29 protein-coding genes and 1 pseudogene are annotated in these 23,260 nt (G+C 52.6%); 13 read left to right on the top strand and 17 right to left on the bottom strand.

Annotated features, from left to right (window positions below; genetic code table 11):
• Positions 1-23: 23 nt before the first annotated feature.
• Both TK_RS04260 and cbiB read right to left on the bottom strand, forming a co-directional pair.
• Positions 24-992, bottom strand: a complete 969-nt coding sequence (locus tag TK_RS04260) for an aminotransferase class I/II-fold pyridoxal phosphate-dependent enzyme (protein ID WP_011249815.1) — start codon at positions 990-992, stop codon at positions 24-26.
• Positions 977-1,861: an adenosylcobinamide-phosphate synthase CbiB gene (gene cbiB / locus TK_RS04255; RefSeq protein ID WP_011249814.1), complete on the bottom strand. Its 885-nt coding sequence runs from the start codon at positions 1,859-1,861 to the stop codon at positions 977-979. Before cbiB ends, TK_RS04260 begins: the two co-directional genes overlap by 16 nt.
• A 95-nt stretch (positions 1,862-1,956) precedes the next feature.
• Between cbiB and TK_RS04250 the strand changes: the two genes are divergently transcribed.
• The 8 genes and pseudogenes from TK_RS04250 to TK_RS04215 all read left to right on the top strand — a co-directional run bounded on the left by TK_RS04250 (position 1,957) and on the right by TK_RS04215 (position 6,168).
• Complete coding sequence (locus tag TK_RS04250; protein WP_011249813.1) at positions 1,957-2,205, top strand: hypothetical protein; 249 nt, start codon at positions 1,957-1,959, stop codon at positions 2,203-2,205.
• Positions 2,202-2,752, top strand: a pseudogene (locus TK_RS04245) (ATP pyrophosphatase); the annotation flags it as partial. The gene TK_RS04250 and the pseudogene TK_RS04245, both read left to right, overlap by 4 nt.
• Positions 2,753-2,879: 127 nt before the next feature.
• The gene (locus TK_RS04240; RefSeq protein ID WP_011249811.1) at positions 2,880-3,113 is read left to right on the top strand and encodes a hypothetical protein; all 234 of its coding nucleotides are present in this window, start codon (positions 2,880-2,882) and stop codon (positions 3,111-3,113) included.
• Positions 3,114-3,551 carry a PIN domain-containing protein gene (locus tag TK_RS04235; RefSeq protein WP_011249810.1) on the top strand — a complete coding sequence of 146 codons (438 nt, stop codon included), beginning with the start codon at positions 3,114-3,116 and terminating at the stop codon, positions 3,549-3,551. It abuts the gene before it with no gap.
• On the top strand, positions 3,548-3,961 hold the full coding sequence (cobZ, locus tag TK_RS04230) for an alpha-ribazole phosphatase CobZ (RefSeq protein WP_011249809.1): 414 nt from the start codon (positions 3,548-3,550) through the stop codon (positions 3,959-3,961). Before TK_RS04235 ends, cobZ begins: the two co-directional genes overlap by 4 nt.
• A complete protein-coding gene (gene cobS, locus TK_RS04225) occupies positions 3,958-4,653 on the top strand; it encodes an adenosylcobinamide-GDP ribazoletransferase (RefSeq protein ID WP_011249808.1) in 696 nt (231 codons plus the stop codon). The genes cobZ and cobS overlap by 4 nt, the downstream gene beginning before the upstream one ends.
• Positions 4,650-5,225, top strand: a complete 576-nt coding sequence (locus tag TK_RS04220) for a GTP--adenosylcobinamide-phosphate guanylyltransferase (protein WP_011249807.1) — start codon at positions 4,650-4,652, stop codon at positions 5,223-5,225. The genes cobS and TK_RS04220 overlap by 4 nt, the downstream gene beginning before the upstream one ends.
• 4 nt (positions 5,226-5,229) lie before the next feature.
• Positions 5,230-6,168 (top strand): DUF4268 domain-containing protein, encoded by a 939-nt coding sequence (locus TK_RS04215; RefSeq protein ID WP_011249806.1) that lies wholly within the window; start codon positions 5,230-5,232, stop codon positions 6,166-6,168.
• On the opposite strand, the gene TK_RS04210 is transcribed toward TK_RS04215, so the two are convergent.
• Both TK_RS04210 and TK_RS04205 read right to left on the bottom strand, forming a co-directional pair.
• The gene (locus tag TK_RS04210) at positions 6,165-7,616 is read right to left on the bottom strand and encodes a cobyric acid synthase (RefSeq protein ID WP_011249805.1); all 1,452 of its coding nucleotides are present in this window, start codon (positions 7,614-7,616) and stop codon (positions 6,165-6,167) included. The two genes, TK_RS04215 and TK_RS04210, sit on opposite strands and share 4 nt — an antisense overlap.
• A 2-nt stretch (positions 7,617-7,618) precedes the next feature.
• Positions 7,619-8,341, bottom strand: coding sequence for a radical SAM protein (locus TK_RS04205; RefSeq protein WP_143598675.1), 723 nt, complete (start codon positions 8,339-8,341; stop codon positions 7,619-7,621).
• 55 nt (positions 8,342-8,396) lie between these two features.
• Between TK_RS04205 and cobT the strand changes: the two genes are divergently transcribed.
• Entirely contained in the window at positions 8,397-9,404 is a 1,008-nt protein-coding gene (gene cobT / locus TK_RS04200; protein ID WP_011249803.1) for a nicotinate mononucleotide-dependent phosphoribosyltransferase CobT, read from the top strand.
• Here the strand turns inward: cobT and TK_RS12070 are convergent.
• The 6 genes from TK_RS12070 to TK_RS04180 all read right to left on the bottom strand — a co-directional run bounded on the left by TK_RS12070 (position 9,382) and on the right by TK_RS04180 (position 12,281).
• Complete coding sequence (locus tag TK_RS12070; protein ID WP_011249802.1) at positions 9,382-9,558, bottom strand: hypothetical protein; 177 nt, start codon at positions 9,556-9,558, stop codon at positions 9,382-9,384. The two genes, cobT and TK_RS12070, sit on opposite strands and share 23 nt — an antisense overlap.
• A 56-nt stretch (positions 9,559-9,614) precedes the next feature.
• On the bottom strand, positions 9,615-10,910 hold the full coding sequence (locus TK_RS04195) for an RNA-guided endonuclease InsQ/TnpB family protein (protein WP_011249801.1): 1,296 nt from the start codon (positions 10,908-10,910) through the stop codon (positions 9,615-9,617).
• Complete coding sequence (locus TK_RS12025) at positions 10,907-11,071, bottom strand: hypothetical protein (RefSeq protein ID WP_158298051.1); 165 nt, start codon at positions 11,069-11,071, stop codon at positions 10,907-10,909. The genes TK_RS04195 and TK_RS12025 overlap by 4 nt, the downstream gene beginning before the upstream one ends.
• A gap of 74 nt (positions 11,072-11,145) precedes the next feature.
• Complete coding sequence (locus TK_RS04190; RefSeq protein ID WP_143598674.1) at positions 11,146-11,460, bottom strand: hypothetical protein; 315 nt, start codon at positions 11,458-11,460, stop codon at positions 11,146-11,148.
• Complete coding sequence (locus tag TK_RS04185) at positions 11,450-11,662, bottom strand: hypothetical protein (protein WP_011249798.1); 213 nt, start codon at positions 11,660-11,662, stop codon at positions 11,450-11,452. The genes TK_RS04190 and TK_RS04185 overlap by 11 nt, the downstream gene beginning before the upstream one ends.
• 34 nt (positions 11,663-11,696) lie before the next feature.
• The gene (locus TK_RS04180; RefSeq protein ID WP_011249797.1) at positions 11,697-12,281 is read right to left on the bottom strand and encodes an adenosylcobinamide amidohydrolase; all 585 of its coding nucleotides are present in this window, start codon (positions 12,279-12,281) and stop codon (positions 11,697-11,699) included.
• 186 nt (positions 12,282-12,467) lie between these two features.
• Between TK_RS04180 and TK_RS04175 the strand changes: the two genes are divergently transcribed.
• Both TK_RS04175 and TK_RS04170 read left to right on the top strand, forming a co-directional pair.
• The gene (locus TK_RS04175; RefSeq protein ID WP_011249796.1) at positions 12,468-13,304 is read left to right on the top strand and encodes an aldo/keto reductase; all 837 of its coding nucleotides are present in this window, start codon (positions 12,468-12,470) and stop codon (positions 13,302-13,304) included.
• Complete coding sequence (locus TK_RS04170; RefSeq protein ID WP_011249795.1) at positions 13,304-15,169, top strand: aldehyde ferredoxin oxidoreductase family protein; 1,866 nt, start codon at positions 13,304-13,306, stop codon at positions 15,167-15,169. The genes TK_RS04175 and TK_RS04170 overlap by 1 nt, the downstream gene beginning before the upstream one ends.
• Positions 15,170-15,307: 138 nt before the next feature.
• Here the strand turns inward: TK_RS04170 and TK_RS04165 are convergent, their stop codons facing one another.
• A complete protein-coding gene (locus TK_RS04165; protein ID WP_011249794.1) occupies positions 15,308-15,772 on the bottom strand; it encodes an arsenate reductase ArsC in 465 nt (154 codons plus the stop codon).
• A 156-nt stretch (positions 15,773-15,928) separates the two neighbouring features.
• On the opposite strand from TK_RS04165, the gene arsB reads away from it, so the two are divergent.
• Entirely contained in the window at positions 15,929-17,026 is a 1,098-nt protein-coding gene (gene arsB / locus TK_RS04160; protein WP_011249793.1) for an ACR3 family arsenite efflux transporter, read from the top strand.
• A 23-nt stretch (positions 17,027-17,049) separates the two neighbouring features.
• Here the strand turns inward: arsB and TK_RS04155 are convergent, their stop codons facing one another.
• On the bottom strand, positions 17,050-17,229 hold the full coding sequence (locus tag TK_RS04155; RefSeq protein WP_011249792.1) for a membrane protein: 180 nt from the start codon (positions 17,227-17,229) through the stop codon (positions 17,050-17,052).
• A gap of 1 nt (position 17,230) precedes the next feature.
• Positions 17,231-17,926, bottom strand: a complete 696-nt coding sequence (locus tag TK_RS04150) for a SagB/ThcOx family dehydrogenase (protein WP_011249791.1) — start codon at positions 17,924-17,926, stop codon at positions 17,231-17,233.
• 125 nt (positions 17,927-18,051) lie between these two features.
• Between TK_RS04150 and TK_RS04145 the strand changes: the two genes are divergently transcribed.
• Positions 18,052-18,642 carry a SagB/ThcOx family dehydrogenase gene (locus tag TK_RS04145; RefSeq protein ID WP_011249790.1) on the top strand — a complete coding sequence of 197 codons (591 nt, stop codon included), beginning with the start codon at positions 18,052-18,054 and terminating at the stop codon, positions 18,640-18,642.
• Between the two features lie 12 nt (positions 18,643-18,654).
• Here the strand turns inward: TK_RS04145 and TK_RS04140 are convergent, their stop codons facing one another.
• The 4 genes from TK_RS04140 to TK_RS04125 form a co-directional block, all read right to left on the bottom strand.
• Positions 18,655-18,960 carry a thioredoxin family protein gene (locus tag TK_RS04140; RefSeq protein ID WP_011249789.1) on the bottom strand — a complete coding sequence of 102 codons (306 nt, stop codon included), beginning with the start codon at positions 18,958-18,960 and terminating at the stop codon, positions 18,655-18,657.
• A gap of 45 nt (positions 18,961-19,005) precedes the next feature.
• Positions 19,006-21,405, bottom strand: coding sequence for a heavy metal translocating P-type ATPase (locus TK_RS04135; protein ID WP_011249788.1), 2,400 nt, complete (start codon positions 21,403-21,405; stop codon positions 19,006-19,008).
• A 100-nt stretch (positions 21,406-21,505) separates the two neighbouring features.
• On the bottom strand, positions 21,506-22,030 hold the full coding sequence (gene purE, locus TK_RS04130) for a 5-(carboxyamino)imidazole ribonucleotide mutase (protein ID WP_011249787.1): 525 nt from the start codon (positions 22,028-22,030) through the stop codon (positions 21,506-21,508).
• Positions 22,002-23,147, bottom strand: a complete 1,146-nt coding sequence (locus TK_RS04125) for a 5-(carboxyamino)imidazole ribonucleotide synthase (protein ID WP_011249786.1) — start codon at positions 23,145-23,147, stop codon at positions 22,002-22,004. Before TK_RS04125 ends, purE begins: the two co-directional genes overlap by 29 nt.
• Positions 23,148-23,260 lie beyond the last annotated feature (113 nt).

Below are 23,260 nucleotides of genomic sequence, written 5' to 3'. Positions count from 1 at the left end.
AACGGCCAAAGATTGGGATGGCTCTAGGGGGAAATTTCCAACAACGCCCGAACTAAGGCATCGTTTTCCTCAGGCTTCCTGACCGAAAATCGGACATATTGCGGAAGGCCAAAGCTCGTGCAGTCTCTCACGAGCATCCCCTTTCTCTTCAGCTCCTCAACTGTCTTTTTGGCATCTCTAACGTACTTTATGAAGAAGTTCGCATCGCTCTTGACTCCAAGGGCTTTCTCAATCCGCCTCTTCTCCCGCCAGATTAAGGGCATCGTCCCCTTTAAGTGCTGGAACCTGTCCTCCAGCAGGAACTCAAGGAAGGCAACACCAACCGATCCTATCGCCCACGGCATTCTGACGCTCCTGAAAGCTTCTGGAAAACCCGCCACGTAGCCGACCCTTATCCCCGGCAGGCCGTAGCTCTTCGTGAACGTCCTCAGCTTTACGATGTTCTCCCCACTGGGGCTTTCGGGACTTTCAACGAAGTCGATGAAGGCCTCGTCGAGGACGAGTAAAGCGTTTCTGTCCTCAACGGCATCCAAGAGGGGTCCCAACTCCTTTTTCCCGTAGAACCTCCCGTCCGGGTTGTTTGGATTACAGAAGAAGACAACTGAATCTCTCTCAACAAGCTGGGAAAGCTCTTCGGGGTCGTTCGGACCTTTGACGACCCTCGCTCCAAAAATTCTCGCAACTCTCTCGTACTCGCCGTAGGTGTGGGCTGGCACTATCACCCTCCTGCCCCTCAGCGCGAGGATTCCAAGGAGGTAGAGGGCCTCGGTTATTCCTGCAGTTACGGTGATCGGTTCGCCCACAAGCTCAGCGAGACCCTCCTCAAGCTCTTCATAGTAGGGATAGTGGCCGCTTATCTCTCTGGCCCTTTCGAACATCTCATCCAGCCACTCGGGCGGATAGGGATTCAGGGAAGCCGAGAAGTCTATCAAACCTTCCTCTTTTCTCCTTGCCCCGCCATGGTATGCGGAGAACTCTACAGGCTTAAGCATGGACATACCCCCGTTGCGAGCAGTAATACCACAACTATAACCCACCCAGTTACAACCAGCCAGTAAATTCTCAAAGCTCGTTTTATGTCCTCGTTTTTCGGCTCTTTCCCTGGAAAGCGGTAAACTCCGGGCTTTTCGAGCCAAACGCCAAGGACCGCGCTCATCGCCGCCATTGGCTTGTCGGAGTTTATCTTGAACCTTGCCAGCCTGTAGTACTCAGGAACTTTCCTCCCGCCGAGGGGAAGGTAGAGAAGAACGGTCAGCCGGGCAGGAATGAAGTTCAAAGCATCGTCGAGCCTCGCTGAGAACTTGCCGAAAAACTCGTAGCGCTCGTTCCGGTAGCCGAGCATAGCGTCGAGAGTGTTTACGGCTCGGTAAATCACCGCTCCCTGAAGTCCAAAAAGGAGGAAGTAGAAGAGAGGAGCCACAACGGAGTCGTTCAGATTCTCCGCGAGGCTCTCTATGGCGGCGGAGTTTAGATGGGCCTCGTCGAGGACTTTTGTGTTCCTGCTCACTATCATTGAGACTGCCCTTCTCTTTTCCTCGATATCATCCGTTATCGTCCTCGAAACGTGCTCGTGGAGGCTTTTTATGGCAAAGGAACTCTTGAGGAGATACGCCGCTAGGAAATAGTTTAAGGGAAAGGGCGCGTAAAACGGCACGATCGAGAGCAGAAACGCGAAGGTGATTACAACCAGTGCAGTGAGAAGGCCGGCAGTGAAATCAAGGACTGGAGAGCGCCTTTTGTAGCGGGAGTCGATAAAGCCAGCTATCCTCCCGAACCAGACTACGGGATGGAGCTTTGCAGGAGGTTCACCAAGGGTTAAGTCCCACGCGAGTGCCAGGAGAAAGGGAACTAAAGCGTGCATCCTGAGGACTCCTCCCGTTGGTTACTGCTACACAGTTTTTGCTCATGGGCGCAATGGATAAAAACTCCATGGGGTTTATAGCTTTGGTGGTGACCATGGAAACCAAAAGGTGTCCCATGTGCGGTGGAACGATGGTAAAGGGCAAAAACTACCAAGCCGGATACGCTCGATACTTCTGGGAGGCGCCCTGGAAGCACGGCCTTAGAGATGCCATAAAAGGCCCTACTCACGCATATCCTTGGCTCTGCCTTGATTGTGGGGCCGTGATTCCCTACGTAGATGAAAAGGAGCTCCAGAAAATACGAGAGGAATATGAGAGGGTTAAACTGGAGGGGAGGCTTTGAGGGGAGTCGCGTTCTTCTCGGGTGGCAAGGACGGGCTTTATGCCCTCCACTTAGCTGAGAAAAAAGGAATAGTGGTGCCCTACCTCCTCACGCTCAAAACCACGATAGGCCTCTCCCCTCACTGGGAAAATCTAGAGGCGCTAAAGACGCTGGCAACTGCCATGGGAAAGGAGATGCTCACTTTTGACATGAAAGAGGGGAGCGATGCCCTGGCAGAGTTCATAGGCTCCATTGGAGTTGACTACCTCATAGCTGGAGACGTTTACCTCGAAGACCACCTGAGGTGGGTAAAGCTTCTTGCCGAGAAAGCGGGCATAAAACCGCTCGAACCCCTCTGGGGGAGGAACACTAGAGAACTCGCTGAGGAGATGCTGGAAGCGGGCTTTAAGTGGGCTATAATAGCCGTGAACAAAGAAAAGCTCGGGAGGGAGTGGTTAGGCTACATCTTCCGCTCGGTTGAGGATTTGGAGAAGTTCCTGGAAGCGAACCCCAGTGTGACCCCGTCGGGGAAGCAGGGGAGTTTCACACGGTCGTTTTGGAAGCTCCCCTCTTTGAAGAAAGGTTCGGCATCGAAGTGAAGTTCGTTGAAGAGAGCGAGCGGTACCTGTGGGCGAGGTTTGGGTTGAGAAAGACATAATAACGTTATAGGTGTTAGGCGTATTGAGGTGAGGATTATGGGGGCGTCCGAGATCGTCATACGGATCAAGGTACCTCCCGAGTGGGAGGGGATGTCCGAGGCCATTAGGGAAAAGGTGATCCTTGAGGTCTCCCAGGAGATACAGCGGAGGATTGAGGAGGCAAGAAAGTTTGAGGAGATCCTGAAAAAAGCTCAACCAGATGAAGAAGGACTCAAAAAGCTCGAAGAGGAGATAAAAGAGTCAATAGCCCGGAGATACGGGGCGGTATGAATGGAGCTTGTGCTCGATTTCAACGTCATCTTCTCGGCACTCCACGGAAGAGGCGTTGCCTACAGGATTTTTATGGAGAACCACGTCCTTGAGAGGTTCCGATTCTTGATTCCAGCCTATTTATGGGAAGAGCTTGACTCCAAGCGCGAAAGAATATCGAGGCTCACGCATTTGAGTGAAGACGAAGTTGCCTACGTGCTTTCGATTATACGGAGACAGACTGTCGTAATTCCCGAAAACATAGTCCTTCAAGGGATGGAAAAGGCCAGGGAAATTTGTCCTGATCCAAAAGACATCCCATATGTAGCCCTCGCTCTGGCACTCAACGTCCCGCTTCTCACGGGAGACAAGAAGCTTGCGAAATCTGTTGGCGGATATATCAAGGTTTACACTCCCAGAGAAGTTTTGAACTTCCTCGAAGGCAGGTCTGAGCTATGAACGCTCAAGAACTCCTCCAAAAGCTCGAATCCAAAGGAGTAACCCTGGAGGCGATGCTCGACACGGCCATGGAGCTCTACATCGGAGAGGAAAAAGAAGCCGCCAGAGAAAAGCTCAGAGGTTTGATGCTCCGTTACTTAAACGATATCAACGTCCAGGCCCTTTTGATGGCCGCCCTGCTTCTCGAAGAAGGTTTCAAAGTTGAGGGCGACCCCGTGAACCTCGTGGCTGATGAACTCATCGGGATAAACCTAGCGGAGTACATCGGCGGAAAGATGGCGCTCTTCAACTTCTTCTACTACGACACGAGGAAGCCCGGAATTCTGGCTGAACTTCCACCGTTCCTCGATGATGCCATCGGCGGGTTTATAGCTGGCTGCATGACAAAGCTGTTCGAGGGAGAATTATGAGGAACATCCTGCCCTTTCTCACGAGAATCCCTGTCAAAGGAGATTTTGAAAAGGCCCGAAACGAGCTTTGGGCCTTCCCACTCGTGGCACTGGTTAGCTCGGCCCTTCCAACCCTTATCCTGTATCTCGGACTTCCTCTCTCTAATTTGCTTGCGGTTCTCGCCCTCTACTGGACGATCGGTCTCCTCCACCTTGATGGTTTGGCAGACTGGGCCGACGGAATAATGGCCAAAGGCGACAGGGAGAGGAAAATTGAGGTTATGAAGGACGTGAACACGGGTATAGCGGGGCTTTTTGCGGTCGTGATAGTCCTCCTCCTTCAAGTTTATTCCCTCCAGCTTCTCCCGTTCTACGCGCTCTTTCTGGCGGAGCTGAATTCCAAATACGCAATGTTGTTGGCTCTAGCAACTAAACGGCCCCTTGGAAAAGGATTGGGTGCGTACTTCATGGAGGGGATGAACGGAAGACAGCTGGCACTCGGGACGCTCCTCTATGTTTTGTTGGGCCTTTCAGTTGTCCTGTTTGAGCCGAGAGCCCTAGCCGGAATCCTCGGGCTCCTCTTTGGAGTCCATATCATTAGGATCTCTCTGAAGAACTTCGACGGTTTGAACGGGGACTGCCTCGGGGCTACTGCGGAGATAACGCGCGCTGGAACACTCGTGGTTATGGCGCTGGTGTGGTGGTATCTGTGATAATCATCCTCGCGGGAGGCAAGTCCACACGCATGGGCAAGGAAAAGCCCGTTCTGAAAATAGCCGGCAAAGAGATGCTCCTCTGGGTTTACGCTTCCGCTTCCCGGGTTGATGAGACCATTGTGGCCCTCTCAAAAAACACGCCGAAGACAAGGGAGCTGTGCCTTCGCGAGGGGATCCCCTTCATGGAGACCCCTGGGAAAGGCTATGTCGAGGACGTTCAGTGGCTTTTAAATGAGTTCGGACCGTTTATAAGCTCCTCATCGGATATTCCCTTCGTAAAGCCGAGCGATTTCTATGCCGTTAAAAAGGCCTTCAACGGGAAAACGAGCCTGACCGGAGTTTTGCCTATACAGAAAGTCCCAAAAGACCTTAAGCCACTCGTTTATCGGGGCTACGCAATAGTGGGCCTCAACGCGGTTGGCTTCGAGGGGGAGGGATTCTTTGAGCTTGAGAACCCGCTTTTGGCCCTGAACGTCAACACGCCGGAGGATTTAAAGCTCGCGGAGAGGATAGCGAGGCTTGTGAGAAAAGTTATATTTGGGTGGGAAGACCTAACAACGGGACGGTGATGGTATGGTAGAGATTGCCCGTTTAGGTGTCTTCCCTATTCGGAAAGTGTTTTCCAGGGAAGAGGAGTTCAGTAACTGGCTTGTTGAGAACATTAAAATTCTCGAAGAAAAAATAGGAGTAGAACTCGAAGACATTGAGAGGGAATACCAGATTGGAAGCTATTTTGCGGATATAGTTGCGAGGGATGCCAATAGCGAGGGAATGGTAATCATAGAGAATCAGTTCGAAAAAACCAATCATGATCACCTCGGAAAAATACTCACTTATGCATCGGGATTAGATGCAAAAATCATAGTGTGGATAGCCGAGAAGTTTTCAGAAGAGCATAAACAGGCACTAAACTGGCTTAACGAGAACACTGGCCAGGATATCGGATTCTTTGGAATTGAAGTGAAGGCTGTGAAAATCGGAGACTCCCCCTATGCGGTTGACTTCGATATCGTCGTAATGCCCAATCAGTGGAGGAAAATCAGTAAGAGTGCCATTGAACGATTGGGACCCAGGGAAGAGACTTATCTAGATATCTGGAGAAGAGTCCTGGAGAGATACGGCAAAAACCTTAGGCCACGGCCAAGATACAGATTCGTGTTTGGTAGTGGCGTCTCTGATGTTCCCTACGAGTGGCGTATATGGGAATACAAATTTTCAATTGGAGTCTATATAGGAAAGCCCTCTCCCGAGGAGAACGAACGGATACAGGAATGTCTTCAGGAACGTATTGACGAAATAGCAAGGGCAATGAATGTACCAATCGAAGAGATCAAGTGGGAGGAACCATACGGAACTACTAGAGGATCAAAGAGGTTGTGCATCTACTACCCCCTCACGAAGTCCCTATTCGAGATGAGCGAAAAAGAAAGGGAAGCCCTAGCAGAAAGAATGGCATCTGAGATGAAAAAACTGGAAAAAGCTACGAAGAAAATTCTCCATCGGTGTCGCTAAAGCCCAAGTCTCTGGATTATGTACTCGACATCAACGCTCTCCCTCACAACCCGGGTAAACTTCTCTATCTCCTCTTCGATGCTCCACTCCTCGACCTTAACAGGCTCAAGGCCCTTCTCGGCTCTCAGCATGTTGAGAAATCTCTCCGTGAAGGCGAAGTTGTGGAAGATTCCGTGGAGGTATGTGCCGAAGGCCCTCTTGCCTATCGCTCCCTCAGGCTCGAAGGCTCTGGCCCCGTTTATTGAGGTTATTACCGAGAAAGGCTTTTCAGAAGTTGAGCGCCCCATTCTTATCTCGTAGCCCTCAACCCACATACCCCTTGCGGGTTCCCAAAGCACTTCAGCCTTTAGATGGTTGGTTCTCTTCTCCCCTGTAAAGACAGTTTTGGCTGGCAGAAGGCCGATGCCTTCTACTCTTCCCCTCTTCGACTCGACCTCATCGATTATCTCCTTTCCAAGCATTTGGAAGCCGCCGCATATGCCAACGACGAAGGAACCTTCGCGGTGAGCCTCGATTATCGCGTCCTCGATTCCGTTCTCCCTCATCCAGAGCAGATCCTCTACCGTGTTCTTGCTCCCGGGGACTATTATGAGGTCGCCCTTTATTTCCTCGGCCCTCGTTACGTAGTCCACGCCGTTAGCCCAGTGGAGGGGTTCAAAGTCAGTGAAGTTGCTTATGTGGGGGAGCTTGATTATCTGAATGTGGAGGTCGCCCCTAACCTTCGGGAACTCGGCGAGCGAGTCCTCCTCGGGCAGGCGATGCTCGATGTACGGAACAACACCGAGAACGGGCTTTCCGCAGCGCTTTTCGAGGAACTCGAAGCCGGGCTTCAGGAGGGAAGCGTCGCCCCGGAACTTGTTGAATATGAAGCCCATAACGAGCTCCCGCTCTTCCTCACTTAAAAGCTCCATAGTCCCGACTATCTGGGCGAAGCTCCCGCCCCTGTCTATGTCGGCCACCAAGATGACGGGGGCATTAACGGCTTTTGCCACGCGCATGTTGGCTATGTCGTAGTCCTTCAGGTTTATCTCAACGGGAGAGCCAGCGCCCTCGATTATAACGAGGTCGTGCTCTCTCATTAGCTCCTTCAAAACCTCGATGGCCTTTTCAAAAAGCTCAGCCTTCTTTGAGAGCATGTAGTCCCTTGCCGAGACGCTCCCAATCGGCCTGCCCATGAAGACGACCTGGCTTCTCATGTTGCCCTCGGGCTTGAGGAGGATGGGATTGAACTTCACGCTCGGCTTTTTTCTGCACGCGAGCGCCTGGAGGTACTGGGCGCGGCTTATCTCTCCCCCCTCGATGCTTGGAGCCGAGTTGAGACTCATGTTCTGGCTCTTGAAGGGAACCACATCGTAGCCGAGGTTCGTGAATATCCTGCAGAGGGCAGCAACGAGGAGGGACTTTCCGGCCCCAGACATAGTTCCCTGAACCATCAGCGCCTTTCCCATCTTCACACCTCCGGGTAGAGGACTTCGGGGGGCTCAACGCTTCCCTTAACGCGTATCCTATCCGCTTTCGGCAGAATTTCCCTCACGCGCTCTATGCATTCGTCCACCTTCTCAATGTCGACCCCCTGGACGAGTGGGTCTATTCTGAGCCTCATTTCTGGGCTGATGGACGCTATGAAGCGTGCTATTCTCTCTATTTCCCCGCACTCCACGAGGCCGGGCACAAAGACCGTCTCCGCGACAAGCTTTCCTGTTCCCGCGTAGCGCCTGAAGTTCTTAATAGCCTTTCCGTTTGGGGCTCCCGTTATTCTGCGGTGGAGTTCATCGTCGAGGGCCTTTATGCTGAAGGTCGCCCCCTCGGCGAGCTCCACCATCTCGTCGTCGAGGTTCTCGCCGTTGGTGACGAGCCAGGGTTTTATCCCCTCGCGTCTAAGGGCCCGCATTAGAGCCTTGAGCTCGGGGTCCAAGGTTGGTTCTCCTCCGCCGAGGAAGGCCGTTGTTACCCTTGCTTTTTTCAGGAGGTCCACGACTTCATTAACGGAGAGGTACCTAACTCTACCCGTCCTCCACATGTAGTCGAGCTTTCTGCGCGTTTCCAACGGCAAGCAGAGGCTCCATCGCGTTACCTTCCTCCATACGCAGAAAGAGCAGTTCCAGTTACAGCCGTCGAATAACACGTAGGCGGTTCCGCCCTTGAACCTGACCGCGTGGTAAATCCTCGTCATTCCCACACCCAACAAGTTTAAATTGGCTCTGGATAAAAAGTCCACGGTGGTTGAAGTGAAGAGCATCTTCATTCTGGTTCTGGGAAACACTGAGGTCAGCCTGATACCAGGGATAAGCGTTGCTGGAGCGACTCCCGAATTGACAAAGCTGACTCCGCCCGCCGACGCCGAATACCTCTTCTATGAAAAGCCGAGGATAATAGACGCTATCCCCGTAACCCCCGAAGGACACCCGACACCGGCTATAATCACCAAGGCCGCTAGGGAACTTGCGAACTTTCCGATACTCGTGGTCAGGGGCGGAACATACCTCGCCCCCCTCGTACCCCACGTTCACATAAGCTCAGCCGTTGGGAGGGACTTCAGGAGAGAGCCAGCACTCCCCGAATTCGGCGAGATTGTCAGGATGGCAAAGCTCCTCGGCGAGGAGCTCAATAGGACGGAGATAGAAGAGCTGGTTATCGGCGAGTCAACCCCCGGCGGAACTACCACTGCCCAGGCCGTTCTCTGGGCTATGGGCTACGATGCGAGGACGAGCTCAGCTTCACCTGAGAACCCCCAGAGCCTCAAGGAGCAAGTTATTGCTGAGGGATTCCAGAGAGCGGGGATCGAGAGGGGCCAGCTGAAAGACAATCCGCTCGAAGCGCTCAGGCAGTTTGGTGACCCTATGATGGCAACCGTCGTGGGTCTGGCGCTCGGTTTCAGGAAAAATGTAGTTTTAGCAGGAGGAACGCAGATGCTGGCAGTATCTGCCCTCCTGAAGGCCCTCGAAGAGGACATGAGCAGGTTCATGATAGCTACGACAAAGTGGGTAGTCCGCGATAAGAGCGCAACCTTCATAGAGACGGCGAAGGAGATAGGAATAATCACCTATGCGGCCGACCTCGACTTCTCGAAGAGTGAGTTCAAAGGATTGAGGGACTACGAGAACGGCTACGTCAAGGAGGGCGTGGGAGCGGGAGGAGCAACCTGGCTTGCCATCAAGGCAGGCTTTTCACCCGAGGAGGTCTCAGCGAAGGTTGAGGAGCTTTACAGGAGGCTCATGGGGATGAAATCTCCCTGAGAAGCTGGCTCATTATTCCTATTTCTCTCGCCTTTTCATACATCTTTAGATCATCTGTGATGAGGACTGCTCCACAGACCTTTGCACAGGCCAGGAAAAGAACATCAAAGCCGCTGGCCCCAGTTTTCTTACCTAGTTTCATAGCCTCATCCATTAGGTACACATCCGACTGACCTCCTCCCCGCCCTAAAGGGCGAGGGTTCCAACGAATTAACCCCTCACCATTGGCGGAGAGGTTTGAGGAGTCTCATTCAGACCCAATTTAAAGCGGGTCTTCGACCCCTCTGGCCGGGTCTCCGGCCAATTACCCCTACCTCCTGACAAAGCAGAGAGGCTCGGGGTTATCGTTTTTACAGCCTTTCTCAAAATGTTAAACGCTCCAACGAGGTCTGCATTGAAGATAAGCCCCGTTGCGGGACACTTAAACAAACCCCGAACAAATCTCGCCCCATCGTGGGGCTTCCCGCAGACGGGGCACGTTTTTGAAGTGAAAGCCTCATTCACAACCAAAACCTGAATACCATACTCTTCGGCGACTTCCTTGAGCCGTTTTATCACCGTGTTAAACCGCCAGACGTGGGAGAGGAGATAATTCTGCTTCCTACCTCTGTCGGAGTTTCTTGCTATCCCCTTCGGATAACCGACTATTATTCTCGAAACTCCGAGATGATAAAGCTTCTCAACGGTTTGTCTCACCATCGTGTTAATGTAGTGTTTCGCCTGAAGCTTGGCCTTCTGGTGCATTCTGGAGAGTTTCTTACTCTTTTTAGCTCCGCTTTTGTTAAGTTTGGACTGATACTCTGCAATCCTCTTCTGCCAGTAAAAATCAATACTTTTTAATGGCCTACCGTTCACCAAGAAACTCTCTCCATTCTCAACGTAAACGGCCATTAGGTTGTTCACTCCCAAGTCTATGCCTGCTGAAAGGTTGCCTAAGGGTTCTCTTGGAAGCTTAACCCACTTACCGTTAATTAGTTTCTCCTCCACCGTGTATGAAATATGAGCATACCATTTTCGCTTTACAGGGTCGAAAGTTATCTCTAAGCGACCTTGCTTGCCTTTAAGGTGGATTCTCCCTTTGAACTGGACTTCCAGTCTTCTGAATTTTCCGAGGCCTTTGAGGATTAGCTTGTTTCCCTCAATTTTGTATTGGTCGTTTCTGAGGATTATTAAGCCTCCTTCCTTGATGTAGTTCGGGGGTTTTGGCTTGAACCATTTTGGTAGTTCTCCGTTCCGCTTGTTCCGAAGGAGTGAGAAGAAACTTCTCCAGCTTTCGGCGTTCTTTCTCGCTATTTGCTGGACTGTTGCCGAGCCTATCTCGGATTTAAACTCTTCATAGACTATTTTCTCGGTTTTGTTAAAGTCTATTGGTTTGCCCTCGAAGAATTCTTTTCTTCTTAGGTAGTTCACCTTGTTCCAAACTTTGGAGCTAATAAGAGCTAACTCGGAAAGAGCTTTCTCTTGGGCTTTTGAGGGTTGTAGTTTTACTGTTACTGTTCGCTTCATTTTTCCTCGCTTTCGACTTTTTTAATCCAGAGTTTAATTGCTTCGGTTACCGCAACACCTAAAGCCCCTCTGATTTTCCCGTATTTTTTCTCCACGAGTTCTCTGAATTTCTTTTCGACTTCATCATCAACGGAGATTGTGATTACTCCCACTCCACTCACCAGTATTTAGTAGTATGGTTTAGTATTTAAGTATTTTGGTGAAGTGCTTTCTCGCTTTCAGGCTGGTCTTTTGATTACTGCATCCCCGCCCTAAAGGGCGAGGCTTTCAGAAGAAAAAAGTAAAAGAGGGAATGTGCCTCCAAAAACTCTATCCCAACATTGACTATTCGTTCACTTTTCGAAAGTCTCCACAGCACGGTTGAAGTTTCAATAAGGGCTACAACGGGTTCGTGAAGCGAGAATATTCCGTCCTGAACGTTATTCAAAAGTTCCTTGGCCTTCAAATGAAGGGAGAGCTGTCTATAATAAACATCATCACGTTTCCTACGCAGAGGGGGCAAAATACCCTTAACGAGAACGCTGGTATCCAGTACCACGTCAGTACTCAAACTCATAATCTCTCTCCCTCATCTGACGAATTATCTCTGTTATGTCTTCAACATCCTCGTCAACAGTTAACTCCTCCTGAACAATTCTCTCAATGTCTTCAAGTGTAACGTGATCCTTTTGAAGTTCCTTCAGCCGAAGCTTCAAGAGGAGGTTCTGGGCGTACAGGAAAAGTCTCTCAACCTGGCTCTCCATATCTTCCATTCTCTCACCGAGGTGAATTTTGACGAACGTGTATTTAACCCTTTCTCGATGATTTCCACTTCCCCAAACTCTCCTCCAGCGCCTTCCTAACGGCTCGGCCTATGTTTATTCCGAGCTCCGTCGCCGTCCCGGCCCATTCTTTTTCTCCCTCGAAGGCGAAAACTCCTATCCCATCGCTCGTCGTTCCCGTCGCGTTGTAGCCAAGTCTCAGCAGGGTGTATGTCTTCGCCTCGGTAGCCGTCATTATTGCGTTGGCCATTGCCCCGACCGTCAGGCCGTCTTCAATAACGAGCGCCATATTTATCGTCCCGGGCTTCCAAGGCGGTGGGACTTCTCCGGCTATCGCGGGGTTGGTTACCCCTGCAGTTATGTAGGCTGTAACGCTTCCGCTCCTTGAGACGGCCAGGACTTTCTCAATGTTAGCCGCCGTCATGAAGCCGACGAAGTTATTTAGGCCGTTTTCCTGTTCGAACTTCAGACAATCGGCCTTATAGTCGCCAGAATAGTTCTTGTGAACCATCATGAAGAAGAAGCCGTTTGCCTTAAAGAGGCCCCCGTTGTGAGGTGCGTTGCTGAGTGAGAACATTGGTTCATTAAAGGGTCGAATAAAGTGTCTCATATTGGGCGTGAATCTATCGTTGTTAATAAAACTGCCGTTCATGGTAGCGCTCTCAGAATGTCCCCAACCGTTTTGGCCAAAACTCAGTTTCCAGAGTTGGCCACGACCCATCATTTCTTCTTCCATTTTATCGTTCAGAGAGAAACCTTAATTAAGGTCGAGTTCCAAATCGTTTTGGTGTGAAAGATGAAGAAGGTTAGGATTTTTAACGACCTTAAGTGGATAGGTGACGACAAAGTTACGGCCATAGGCATGGGCACGTGGGGAATAGGCGGCTACGAGAGTCCAGACTATTCAAAGGATAATGAGAGCGTTGAGGTTCTAAGGCATGGCCTCGAGCTCGGAATAAACCTCATAGACACCGCTGAGTTCTACGGGGCAGGACACTCGGAGGAGCTCGTAGGAGAGGCCATAAAGGAGTTCGAGCGCGATGATATTTTCATCATCAGCAAAGTGTGGCCGACACACTTCGGCTACGAGGAAGCAAAGAGGGCCGCAAGAGCGAGCGCAAAGAGACTAGGCACTTATATTGACCTTTATCTCCTCCACTGGCCTGGCGACAGTTGGGAGAAGATCAAGGAGACGCTCCACGCGCTAGAGGAGCTCGTCGACGAGGGGCTGATCAGGTACATCGGCGTCAGCAACTTCGACCTCGAGCTTCTCAAGAGAAGCCAGGAGGCGATGAAGAAGTACGAGATAGTCGCCAACGAGGTCAAGTACTCCCTCAAAGACCGCTGGCCAGAAACTACAGGTCTGCTCGACTACATGAAGCGTGAGGGGATTGCGCTGATAGCCTACACGCCGCTTGAAAAGGGAACCCTCGCGAGAAACGAATGTTTGGCCGAGATCGGGAAGAAATACGGTAAGACAGCCGCTCAGGTTGCGCTCAACTACCTCATCTGGGAGGAGAACGTCATAGCCATCCCAAAGGCTGGAAACAAGGCTCACCTAGAGGAGAACTTCGGTGCTATGGGATGGAGACTCTCAAAGGAGGATAGAGAGAACGCAAGGGGGTGTGTCTGATGTATGGCTACCAGAACAAGATAGCCCGTGTAAACCTGACAACTGGAAAGGTAACCTACGAAGAGCTTCCTGATGAGGTGATAAGGAAGTTCATCGGTGGAAAGGGGCTCGGCTACTACATCATCTACAGGGAAGTCCCGCCTGGAACCGACCCGCTCAGCCCAGCGAACAAGTTCGTCTTCGCGGCTGGTGGATTGACTGGCCTCGTTCCGGGTTCGAGCAAGGTAATCGCCATCAGCAAGAGCCCCGAAACGAGGCTCATCAGCGATTCGAGCGGTGGCGACGCTTTTGGCCCGAAGCTCAGGGGACACTTCGACGCACTGATAATCGAAGGGAAGAGCGAGGAGCCCGTTTACCTCTACATCCACGACGGAAAGGTCGAGATTAAGGACGCGAGCCACCTCTGGGGCAAGGGCAACTACGAGGTTGCCAAGGAGCTCTGGAAGGAGTATCCGACGGCGAGCATGGCAATGGTCGGCCCGGCTGGTGAAAGGCTCAGCAGGATAGCGGACATAATTTACGACACCGAGAGGGCCAGCGGAAGGGGTGGTCTTGGTGCAGTCCTTGGAAGCAAGAGGGTAAAGGCCGTGGTCGTCGAGCCCGGCGAGAAACCTAAGGTCGCGGAGCCAGAGGAGTTCCAGAGGCTCTGGCAGGAATACTACAACGAGTTCGCCACAAACCCCAAGTACGAGCACACGAGAACCTACGGAACGACCGACGCCCTAAGGAGCGCCGCTTCACTCGGAATGAGCCCGGCCTACAACTTCTCAAGGCCCTACATCCCGGACGAGCTTGCTTCCAAACTCGGTGGAGATGAGGTCAAGAAGTACGAGGTCGAGCCGGAGTGGTTCGTCCATGGAAAGAGCTGCCCGATAAAGTGCGCCCGCTACGTTGAGGTCGAGTACAAGGGCAAGAAGATCCGCGTCAAGCCTGAATATGAGAGCATAGCCATGCTCGGAGCAGCTACTGGCGTTTTTGACTTCCCTGCCGTGGCATATTTCATACACCTCGTCAACGACTACGGAATGGACAGCATAGCGACAGGAGCGACAATCGGCTGGCTCTTCGAGATGGTTGAGAGGGGACTGATTAGCGAGGACGAGATAGGTTTTCCCGTGAAGGGCTTCGGCGATGCTGAAGCTGAGGAGAGGCTCATAAAGCTGATGGCCGAGAGGAAGGGCATCGGAGCAATCCTCGCCGATGGAGTCAAGAGAGCCTGCGAGAGGCTTGGAAGGGGCTGCGAGTTCGCCGTTCACGTCAAGGGCATGGAAAGCCCGGCCTGGGACCCGCGCGGCAGGAGGACATACGGACTTAGCTACGCCACCGCTGACGTTGGCGCTTCACACCTCCGCGGCTGGCCGAGGCCTCACCAGCTCCCCAATCAGGGGCCGGCGAAGGAGCTTGTACCTTCTCTCATCGAGGGTAGAGACGAGAGTTACATCACGGACATGCTCGGAACGTGCAAGTTTGTGCCCTACAAGATGGAAGACCTGGCCAAGCTCTACTCTGTAGCTACCGGGGAAGAGTGGACAGTAGAAGAACTCAGAAAGAGGGCATGGGGAGTTGAAAGCATAGCGAGAATACACGACGCCCTCGACTGGGTAACACCGCCGCTCGACGACACCATTCCTCCTCGCTGGTGGGAGCCCGAGCCGGACGGACCGGCGAAGGGCAACGCGGCCTTCATAGACTACAACGACTTCCTCGAAGCGAGAAGGGAGTTCTACAGGCTGAGGGGCTGGCACGAGGAGCTCGGCGTCCCACTGCCGGAGACGATGGAGAAGCTCGGCCTTCCGGAGTTCAAGGAGGACGCAGCGAGGGCGATTGATGTAGTAAAGAAGAGGATGGAGTTTAGCGGACAGTGAGCCCATGATACCCAAATCCCAAATTTTTCTCTTTTCTTCATTGTTGCAAGGTGCTTATTTTCTCCCCTTCGTCTTTTGAAAAAGAAAGAACTAGCGGCAAAATATTTGAAACGAAACAGCAGAACCTAACCAATACCCTCATTTAGCACTAATTGAAATTGAAAACGCCGATTTCTTCCCGATTATCTCTTCCCTGCTCTTTCCAGCCTTTAAGTCATCGATTAGCTTCAAAACGCGGCGCTTTATCTCGTCCCTTACTTCGCGGTACTTCTCTATTGGCTGGCCGTAGGGGTCATCGAGCCCCCAGTCCCACGTTTTTTCAGGCGGAGCGTAGGGGCACTTGTCGAGACAGCCCATCGTGATGACGATGTACGCTTTATCGGCCATCTCCTCGGTGTAAAGCTTCGGATACTGGCCCTCAAGGGAAATTCCAATTTCCTCCATGGCCTTTCTCGCGAGCGGATCTATCTCTTCGGCAGGCTCCGTCCCGGCGCTCATGGCCCTGAACCTTGGATCATCGTTAAAATGGTTGAAGAACGCTTCCGCCATCTGGCTCCTTGCGGAGTTCTTGACGCAGACGAAGAGGATGAGCTTTTCCTCCATTTTTTCCACCAGGAAGAGCTCGGAGAAGAGGTTTAAAGGCGTTGCCGCAGTAGTCTATAGAGTGCCATATAGATGAAGAGCATTTCATCAACATTTCCACCTTTGGTTTTAAAAACCCTTTTATTTGAAGCCTCATTCAATCCAACGGGTGTGGAAATGGGCGAGAAAAAGGGGTTAAGCTTCTTCGAAAAGTACCTCTCGGTGTGGGTAGCCCTCTGTATAATAGCGGGCATAGCGCTCGGAAAGCTCATACCGTCGGTGCCCGAGGCGCTCTCAAAGCTCACGATAGAGAACGTCAACATGCCGATAGCGGTCTTGATATGGGCGATGATATACCCCATGATGGTCAAGGTGGACTTTTCGGCGATAAAGAGAGTGCACAAGGGCCAGATGCTTAAGGGGTTAACCGTCACTTGGGTAACCAACTGGCTCATAAAGCCCTTCAGCATGTTCCTCATAAGCTCCTTCTTCATAGGGACGCTATTTTCCATCAAGCTCGGCATCATCGAGCCCTCACTTGCCAAGGAGTACATAGCGGGGGCAATACTCCTCGGGGCTGCACCCTGTACTGCCATGGTCTTCGTGTGGAGCTATTTGGCCGATGGCGACCCGCTTTACACGCTCGTCCAGGTGGCCACCAACGACCTCATAATTCTCTTCGCCTTCGCCCCGATAGTCGGCTTCCTCATGGGCCTCAACGAGGTACCCGTCCCATACGACACGCTCCTACTTTCGGTTGTCCTCTTCGTCGTCATCCCGCTTACTGCCGGCTACATCTCAAGGAGACACATCCTGAAGACCAAGGGGCCGGTGTGGTTCGAGCGCCAGTTCCTTCCGAAGCTGAGCACCGTTTCAATAGCTGGCCTCCTCCTCACGCTGATACTCCTATTCTCCTTCCAGGGGAAGATAATCCTCGAAAACCCGCTGCACATTGCCCTCATTGCGATCCCGCTGACGATACAGACGTACTTTATCTTCGCGATTGCCTACGGGTGGGCGTGGCTCTGGAAGCTCCCGCACAAGGTTGCCGCTCCAGCCTCTTTCATAGGCGCGAGCAACTTCTTTGAGCTGGCTGTGGCTGTTGCCATAGCCCTATTCGGACTGGAGAGCGGTGCCGCTCTGGCAACTGTGGTTGGCGTCCTTGAGGAAGTCCCGATAATGCTGAGCCTCGTTTGGATAGCCAACAAGACAAGGGGACTCTTCACTGCCAAGTTCGAGGCAGGAAACGCGGTTCCAACGCTTGCAGAGGAGTGAAGGTTTTACTTTTTTTCTCCCCTTCACCCCACGACCCATATCGTCCAGACCATGAAGATATAGGCCAGAATGCTCACCAGCAGGTGCACCTTTATCCAGAACTGCCTCTTTTTGGAGAGGAATATGAAGGCGCCGCTGAGCATTGAGAAGCTCATAAGGCCGAAGGTTATGTATCCGAGAGTCCCGTGGTCTAAAACCACCATGTTAGGCCCTCCCAACGGGGAATATATAGAGCGGAGCCCCCTTCGTGCCCAGTATCTCGGCAACTCGCTCATCATCAAACGCTCCCACAGCTACAGTTCCAAGTCCCAAAGCCGTGGCCTGGAGATATATATTCTGTCCGATGTGGCCTGCCTCCATATGGACGTACCTGATGCCTCTCTCCCCGTAGTACTTGGTAGTCCTCTCATAAAAGGCCACGAGCACGATGTCCATTGCAGCCTTCCCAACCCACTCCTGGTTCAGCGCCGCCTCCTGGAGCTCCCTCCTGAAGTCACCTTCCTTAACCAAAGTCAGACTGTGCTCAAAGGGGTCGTAGTGGTAGATTCCGGGCTTTAATCCATCAACTCTGCCCACGACAACAAAGATTTCGAAGGGATACGTGGCTCCTGCGCTTGGGGCTGCCCTCATCTCCTCGTGGGTTATTCCCTGGCAGGCCCACAGGAGCTGGCCAAGCTCCTCCCGGCTTAGGGGTTCGTCTTTATACTCCCTGATGCTTCTCCGCTTTGCGATGGCTTCTTCAACGCTCATGCTGCCTTCCAACCTTGGTGGGGGCAGGAGAATTTTCTCCCCAGAGTACTGAGTCCTGCTTTCCCCGGGAATGTATGGCTTCAGGAATAACGCGAGAGATGACACCATCACGAAGACTACAACGAGTACGGCCGCTCTCCGATAGTCCATGTTTGCCGTTACGTCGTCATGATATTTTAGAGTTTTGAACGAGACCACTCGAAAGATACACCCCAAGGCTGTTCGAGGCCAAAACCCTAATCAATGAAAATACCTTCATTAATTCGGGATGTACCATGCGGATTGAACTCCCCGCCCCAAGGCTTAAGGGAGAAATGAGCGTCGAGGAAGCGATAAACCTGAGAAGGAGTGTGAGGAAGTACAAAGATGCGCCGCTGACACTTGAGCAGGTCTCCCAGCTCCTCTGGGCGGCCTACGGGATGAACGCCTGGGGCAAGAGGACTTCTCCAAGTGCGGGTGCCTGCTACCCCTTCGAGGTCTACGTGGCGGTTTCGAAGGTGAAAGGCCTAAATCCAGGCCTCTACCACTACGACGGGGAAGCACACGCCCTTGAGCTCGTGAGAGAAGGCGACATAAACAAACCCCTTGCGAAGGCCTGTTTGGGTCAGAGGCATGTGGAGACCGCGCCGATAAACATCATCATAGTCGCCCACTACGAGAGGACGACGAGGAGGTATGGTGAGAGGGGTTACAGGTACGTGCACATAGATGCTGGCCACATGGGTCAGAACATCTACCTTCAGGCGACCGCTTTAGGGCTTGGAACCGTTGCCGTTGGAGCATTCATTGATGAGGAAGTCAAAAAATTAATGGGCGTTCCCGGAGAGCCGCTCTACATCTTCCCGGTCGGAGTCCCGCAGGTGTGAACCTGGGAGGCGCTAAAGTTCCCGGGGCTCTTCGAACTTGATGAGAACCTCACCCTTTCCCCTTATGAGGTTCTGCCGCGCGACCTCTTTCCCATCTTTGAGGTAGACGAGCGTTGGGACGTTTAAAATTCTGAACCCCTCAACCAGCCCGCTCCACTTCTCAGCATTTACGTGGACAATGGCTATTTCCCCAAATTCTTCGCTCAGCTCCTTCATAAAGGCCTCCACGAGCCTGCACGGGGGACAGCCAGGAATTGAAAACCAAAGCACGGCCTTCCCCTTGGTAAAGTCAACATTCTCATCGTACTCCACTATCATACCGACACCAGCCATTATTTTTGTTTTCAAAAGATAAAAGGGTTGTCAAACCCTAACGCGCTTGAGCATGAGGGAGTTCGTGACGACACTAACGCTGCTGAGGCTCATCGCTCCAGCGGCCCACTCGGGCCTGAACGTAACCCCGAAGAGCACGTACGCGAGCCCCGCCGCGAAGGGAATCAGTATGGTGTTGTAGAACATCGCCCAGAAGATGTTCTGCTTTATCTTTGATATCGTCTTCTGGCTGAGCTTTATGGCCCTCACAACATCCCTCGGGTCGTTTCTGACCAGCACTACCTCACCGCTCTCCATCACTATGTCCGTGGCGTTCCCAACCGCTATTCCAACATCAGCCTGGGCCATGGCCGGGGCGTCGTTAATTCCATCGCCAACGAAGACCACCACCTTCCCCTTTTCTTGGAGCTTCTTTACCTCGTTTGCCTTATCCCCCGGAAGCACCTCGGCTAAGATGTAGTCCACTCCGAGGGCCTTCCCTATCGCCTCAGCCGTCCTTCTGTTGTCACCCGTTATCATGCCCACTTTCTTGCCCATCCTGTGGAGATCCTCGATGGCCTCTCTGGCCCCTTTCTTTATCGTGTCCGCTATGGCAATGATTCCCACGATCTTCCCGTCCATCGCCACCACTATGGCCGTCTTCCCCTCGCTCTCAAGCCTCTGGAGGGTCTCCTCAACGCTCTCAAGGTCTATACCGTTCTCGACCATGAGCCTCCTGTTTCCAGCAAGGACTTCCTTCCCGCGGACTTTGGCTCTAACGCCCTTGCCTGTTACCGCCTCGAATTCCTCGGGCTCTTCCACTTCGATTCCAAGCTCTTCCGCCTTTCTCACGATTGCTTCACCCAAGGGATGCTCGGAGCGCTTTTCGGCTGAAGCGACAAGTTCCAAAAACTCTCCCTCGTCCACATCGAAGGTTATAACATCGGTAACCTCGGGCTTCCCCTTTGTCAGCGTCCCTGTCTTGTCGAAGAGCACTACCGTTGCCTTCCTCGCTATCTCAAGGGCCTCACCGTTCTTGATGAGTATCCCGAGCTCGGCCCCCTTACCTACTCCCACAGTTAAAGCCGTTGGAGTTGCCAAGCCGAAGGCACAGGGGCACGCTATGACCAGAACGCTAAGGAAGGCGGTAAAGGCAAAGACCAGAGGTTTGCCCGCTATGAAGTACCAGTAGGTGAAGGAGAGGAGGGCTATCGTGAGAACGGCCGGGATGAAGTACGTCACGACCGTGTCAGCAAGCCTCTGCACAGGTGGTTTGGTGTTCTGGGCTTCTTCGACAAGTTTTATTATCTGGGCAAGGAGCGTGTCCCTTCCGACCTTCTCAGCTCGCACCTTGAGGACGGAGTTCCTGTTTATCGTCCCACCTATTACCTTCTCCCCGCTCTTTTTGAGGACCGGAATAGGCTCGCCCGTGATCATGGACTCGTCAACGTAGCTCTCACCCTCGATAACAGTACCATCCACTGGAATCCTCTCTCCGGGCCTGACTACAACTATATCGCCAACCTTAACCTCGCTAATCGGAACCTCGATCTCCTTCCCATCCCTAACAACGGTGGCTTTCTTTGCCTGAAGGCCCATGAGCTTCTTTATCGCCTCGCTCGTTCTTCCCTTGGCCCTGGCTTCAAGGTAACGACCTAAAAGAAGAAATGCCATAAGAAGAACGCTTGCTTCATAAAAGTTGAACTCCCTCGGAATTACGCCCAACGTAGCGAGGACGCTCGTCAGATAGGCGGAGCCTATGCCCATAGCGTACATGACCTCCATGTTGAGCGTCATGTGCCTGAGCGACGAGTAGGCCTTCTTGAAGATCCCTCTGCCGGCGTAAGCTATGGCTACCGTCGCGAGGAGGAACTGGACGTAAATTAGGTTTTCAACCTCTATCCCTAACCTCTTCAACTGCATTGAGAGGAAGAGCGGTATCCCGATACCCCATGCCACCAGGAGGCTTCTCTTCATTTCCTTTATGTGCCTCTCTCTGACCTCTTTCTCTATGTCGTGGCTTTCCTCCCCCTCCACGCCCAAAAACTCGTAGCCGACGCCCTCAACGGCCCCTTTGATGTCCTCAATAGTTACAAGAGCCGGATTGTAGGAGACCCTCGCGCTCTCGGTCGCGAGGTTCACGCTCACGTCGAGAACTCCTGGGAGCTCTCTTATTGCGTTTTCAACGGTCTTAACGCACATCGCGCACGTCATACCGCCTATCTTTATCACGGCGTCCCTGCGCTCCCTGATAACCTCGTAGCCAACATCCTCTATCGCCCTGATGATTTGGTTTATGCTCACCTTTGATTCGTCAAAGTCCACGAAGACCGTCTCGCTGTTCAGGTTGGCCTTTGCAGCTTTAACCCCCTCCAGCCCAGCTAGGGCCATCTCTATGGTTTTAACGCACATGGCACACGTCATGCCGTTGACTTTCAGAGTGGTCTTCATGCTCTCACCTGAATGAAGTTTATTAGAAGGGCTTATGGGGCTTATTCGTGACAAATTGGAAAGAAGAGCCGGAAAATTTTTCCATATTGGGAAGTCTGCATCACTTTCCTTGCCCTGTCACTTGGAGGTACTCCTCGTAGCCCATCTCCTCAAGCCTCTCCGCCTTCTCCTCCACTTCTTCCCTCATCCTCCTCCTGTACTCCTTGAGCTTCTCCCTTATCTCCGGGTACTTCACCCCGAGGATTGAGAGGGCCAGCAGGGCCGCGTTCTTGGCGTTGTTTATGGCGACGGTTGCAACGGGCACTCCCCTCGGCATCTGGACTATGGAGAGGAGCGAGTCAAGCCCGTTCAGCGTGGATGTCTTTACGGGGACTCCTATCACAGGGAGCGTGGTTATGGATGCCGTCATGCCCGGAAGGTGGGCGGCACCTCCAGCTCCGGCTATTATTACCTCTATCCCCCTTTCTTCTGCCGTTTTGGCGTACTCGAACATCCTCTCGGGGGTTCTGTGGGCTGAAACTATGGTTATCTCGTAGTCAACACCGAACTCCTCGAGCACCTCGGCCGCGGCCTTCATGACCGGGAGGTCGGAGTCGCTACCCATTATTATTCCCACTTTGGGCATTCACCTCACCCCTTACCCTTATCAGTGCCTTCGCCCTCAGGGCCTTCTCGATGGCGCCTGGGAGGGTTCTATCAACTGCGGTAACGTGCCCCATCTTCCTGAAGGGGAACACCTCCCTCTTCCCGTATACGTGGACGAAAACCCCAGGAATCCTGAGCGCTTCACTAACCCCATCATAGACGGGCTTTCCGTAATAGCCTTTTTCTCCTAGAAGGTTCACCATGGCGGCGTTTAAAACTACCTCGGTGCTCCCGAGGGGCAGGTCGGCCACTACCCTAACGTGCTGCTCGAACTGGCTCGATACGGCCGCTTCTATCGTCCAGTGCCCTGAGTTGTGGGGCCTCGGGGCGATCTCGTTCACGAGCACCCTCCCGTCCCTGGCAAGGAACATCTCGACCCCAAAAACCCCGCGCCCATCGAGGGCTTCAACGGCTCTAATGGCTATCTCCTCTGCCTCCTTCTCGACGTCCTTTTCGACCCGCCCGGGGGCCACGAGGAAGTCCAGAATGTTCCCCTCATTGTTGAAGACCATCTCGGTGGTTGGATAAGCCAGCGTCTCGTCATCGTTGCGAACCACTATGACGGAAAGCTCCTTTTCGATCGGCACGAGCTCCTCAACGTACGAGGGAACGTTCAGAGCCTTTTGAAGGTCTTTTTCGTCTCTAATGACCACAACACCCCTCCCATCGTAGCCACCGCTCCGGGCTTTCTGGACAACGGGGATCAGGTTTTCAAGCTCATCTAAACTCTTCAGCTCCCGAAACCACGGAACTGGGACTCCTGCCCTCCTCAACACCTTCTTCTGGACGTACTTGTCGCGGATTACCTCCAAGACGTGCGGCTCTGGAATGACCGGCTTCTCCTTCGCCACCTTTTTGAGCGCCTCAACGTTGACGCTCTCTATGTCGTAAGTTACGACGTCAGCCCTTTCGGCGAGCTCGATTACCATCTCCCCGTCCTGGAAGCTCCCAACTATTTGCTCAGCCACCATACTGGCGGGACATCCCGGGGTTGGATCCAGAACTAAGACATCAAACCCCATCCTTCTCGCTTCCTGCGCGCTCATCTTGGCCAGCTGTCCGCCGCCGAGGATTCCAATTCTAAAGCCGTCCCTCATGTTTTTAACTAAAAAATGCTAAGTTTATAAATTTTTTTGGAAAAAATTAGCATTTTTATGCTAAAAAAGTGTCGCGGCGTAAGTTTGCACAGCATAAAATTTGAGCGCCAGTT

The sequence above is a fragment of the Thermococcus kodakarensis KOD1 genome, assembly GCF_000009965.1.
Taxonomy (GTDB): Archaea; Methanobacteriota_B; Thermococci; order Thermococcales; family Thermococcaceae; genus Thermococcus; species Thermococcus kodakarensis.
The sequence above is the reverse complement of the archived record's forward strand: the minus strand, read 5'-3'. Positions and strand labels throughout refer to the sequence as shown.